Source organism: Mumia sp., assembly GCF_028803055.1.
Classification (GTDB): domain Bacteria; phylum Actinomycetota; class Actinomycetes; order Propionibacteriales; family Nocardioidaceae; genus Mumia.
On sequence record NZ_JARBCJ010000273.1, the window covers coordinates 1 to 2,966 of the forward strand.

The window sequence follows — 2,966 nt, forward strand, 5'->3', positions numbered from 1 at the left end:
CGATCTGCATCGAGCCGCCACCGACGAGCTTCTTGAACTTGACCAGCGAGAAGTCCGGCTCGATGCCGGTCGTGTCGCAGTCCATCATGAAGCCGATCGTGCCGGTCGGAGCCAGCACCGACGCCTGAGCGTTGCGCCAGCCCTGCTTCGTGCCGATCTCGATGCCCTGGGCCCACTGCTTCGTGGCCTCACGGTGCACGGCGATGTCCATCGCGTGCATCGTGCGGACCGCGTCGTTGGCGGCCTGGTGCTTGCGCATCACGCGAGCGTGCGGCTCAGCGTTCTGGGCGTAGCCCTCGTACGGGCCGACGACACCGGCGAGCTCCGCCGAGCGACGGTACGAGGTGCCGGTCATCAGCGACGTGATCGCCGAGGCGAACGCGCGGCCGCCGTCGGAGTCGTACGCCAGACCCGACGCCATGAGCAGCGCACCGAGGTTGGCATAGCCGATGCCGAGCTGACGGAACTTGCGCGTCGTGTCACCGATCGCCTCGGTCGGGAAGTCGGCGAAGGTGATCGAGATGTCCATCGCGGTGATGATCAGCTCGGTCGCCTTGACGAACGTGTCCACATCAAAGGAGCCGTCGTCCTGCAGGAACTTCAGCAGGTTGAGCGACGCCAGGTTGCACGACGAGTTGTCGAGGTGCATGTATTCGGAGCACGGGTTGGACGCGGTGATCCGGCCCGTCTCCGGCGTCGTGTGCCAGTCGTTGATCGTCGAGTCGTACTGGATGCCCGGGTCGGCACACTCCCAGGCCGCCTGCGCGATGTCCTTGAAGAGCTTCTTGGCGTCGATGGTCTCGATGACCTCGCCGGTCGTGCGAGCACGCAGCCCGAACTCCGAGCCCTCCTCGACCGCACGCATGAACTCGTCGGTCACGCGGACCGAGTTGTTGGCGTTCTGGTACTGCACCGACGAGATGTCGTGCCCGCCGAGGTCCATGTCGAAGCCGGCGTCACGGAGGACACGGATCTTGTCCTCCTCGCGCGCCTTCGTCCGCACGAACTCCTCGATGTCGGGGTGGTCGACGTCGAGCACGACCATCTTGGCCGCACGACGCGTCGCGCCGCCCGACTTGATGGTGCCCGCGGACGCGTCGGCGCCGCGCATGAACGACACCGGCCCCGACGCCGTACCGCCCGAGGAGTGCAGCAGCTCCTTGCTGGAGCGGATGCGGGAGAGGTTGAGGCCGGCGCCCGAGCCGCCCTTGAAGATCAGACCCTCTTCCTTGTACCAGTTGAGGATCGAGTCCATCGAGTCGTCGACGGCGAGGATGAAGCAGGCCGAGACCTGCTGCGGGCTCGACGTGCCGACGTTGAACCACACCGGGCTGTTGAAGCTGAAGACCTGGTGAAGAAGCATGTAGGTGAGCTCGTGCTCGAAGACCTCGGCGTCGGCGTCCGTCGCGAAGTAGCCGTTGTCCTTGCCGGCCTTCGCGTACGTCAGGACGACACGGTCGAGGAGCTGCTTGAGGCTCTGCTCACGGGTGTCGCTGCCGACGGCGCCACGGAAGTATTTCGTGGTGACGATCGTGGAGGCGTTGACGCTCCAGAAGTCGGGGAACTCCACCCCGCGCTGCTCGAAGACCGTGGCTCCGGTCTTCCAGTTGGTCTGCACGACGTCGCGACGCTCCCACGTCACCTCGTCGTACGGGTGCACGCCCTCCGTCGTGTAGACCCGGTTGATCGTGAGGCCCTTGCCTGCACGCTTGGTGGCTTTGCGCCCGCGCGCAGCCCCGCTCGGTCCACTGACCGTCTCCGTCATCGTGTGCCCCTTCTCCCCGTGTCCCCGTGAATGTGTTGGTGAGTCTCAGCTGCCGGCGGAGTGCTGCTCCGCGGCGAGCTCGTGGTTGGCGTCGGCCACCATCAGCGTCGCGATCTCGTCCGCGAAGTCCGACACGTCGGTGAAGTTCTTGTAGACGCTGGCGAACCGCAGATAGGCGACCTTGTCGAGCGCCTTGAGGGGCTCGAGCACGGCGAGCCCCACCTCGTGCGAGCTCACCTCCGCTCCCCCGGCCGCACGCAGCGCGTGCTCGACCTGCTGGCCGAGTCGCGCCAGGTCGTCCTCGTCCACAGGGCGGCCCTTGCACGCCTTGCGCACTCCACTCACGGCCTTGTCGCGCGAGAACGGCTCCGTGGCACCCGAGCGCTTGCACACCGTGAGCTGGATCTGCTCGACGGTCGTGAAGCGCTTGTTGCACGCGGTGCAGCTCCGGCGACGACGGATCGCTCCGCCGTCGTCCGCGACACGGCTGTCGAGGACTCGGGTGTCGGTGTGCCGGCAGTACGGGCAGTGCATCCCGAGCTCCTCTCGCTGTGGACGGAATGTGGAGAACCGCCGGTCTTCTGTGGGGTTCGCCCCTGGTCCTTGTGGACTAGATGTGGATAACTACATCCGTGTAAGTACTAGATGTAGTGGCTACCGTACGCGTCCGCCGCAAGCCCATGCAACTTATCTTCACTCCGCGGACCGACATTTCTGTCGTTGCAGGTCAGACGGTGTTTGGCGGGTACGGCGCGGCGTGTCGCATGGTCACACGGGGCGACGCGACCTGCGGCTGCGCATCTTGCGGACGATGACCGCCGTGTCCACGAGGGCGACGACCGCGATCACGGCCGACGCCAGGCCGAGGACGACCATCACGTCGGTGGCATCAGGGAGCAGCAGTCCCCACAGCGCGAGCGCGGCGAAGACGACGAACCCGCCCAGGGACAGGGCGAGCCGCATGCCGTACGCGCTGAGCGCCTTCTTGGGCTCCGAGCCGGTGTGCATGAGGGACCCTCCTTCGGTGTTACCTGTACAACACCAGGGGTGCCCCGATCCATCCCTCGTACGCGTCGACAAACAACGCTCTGACCTGCGCAAACGAGCCGGAGCGGAGCCCTCGCCACCACACGGCGCCTTCAGGCGACGACGCGCTCGACGGTGTCGACGAGCATCCACGCCGCTCCCCCGGCGCATGCTG

3 protein-coding genes are annotated in these 2,966 nt (G+C 66.4%); all 3 read right to left on the reverse strand.

Features of this window, described 5'->3' with window-relative positions:
• A partial coding sequence (locus tag PV363_RS16915; protein WP_301022968.1) for a vitamin B12-dependent ribonucleotide reductase occupies nucleotides 1-1,765 on the reverse strand: 1,765 nt, incomplete at its 3' end.
• Nucleotides 1,766-1,810: 45 nt separating this feature from the next.
• Complete coding sequence (gene nrdR / locus PV363_RS16920) at nucleotides 1,811-2,299, reverse strand: transcriptional regulator NrdR (RefSeq protein ID WP_220341425.1); 489 nt, start codon at nucleotides 2,297-2,299, stop codon at nucleotides 1,811-1,813.
• A gap of 234 nt (nucleotides 2,300-2,533) precedes the next feature.
• The gene (locus PV363_RS16925) at nucleotides 2,534-2,773 is read right to left on the reverse strand and encodes a DUF6343 family protein (RefSeq protein ID WP_220365301.1); all 240 of its coding nucleotides are present in this window, start codon (nucleotides 2,771-2,773) and stop codon (nucleotides 2,534-2,536) included.
• Nucleotides 2,774-2,966: the final 193 nt, after the last annotated feature.

Coding starts and splice junctions, on each gene's coding strand:
- nrdR (WP_220341425.1), bottom strand. CDS start 2,299: ATGCACTGCCCGTACTGCCGGCACACCGACACCCGAGTCCTCGACAGC.
- PV363_RS16925 (WP_220365301.1), bottom strand. CDS start 2,773: ATGCACACCGGCTCGGAGCCCAAGAAGGCGCTCAGCGCGTACGGCATG.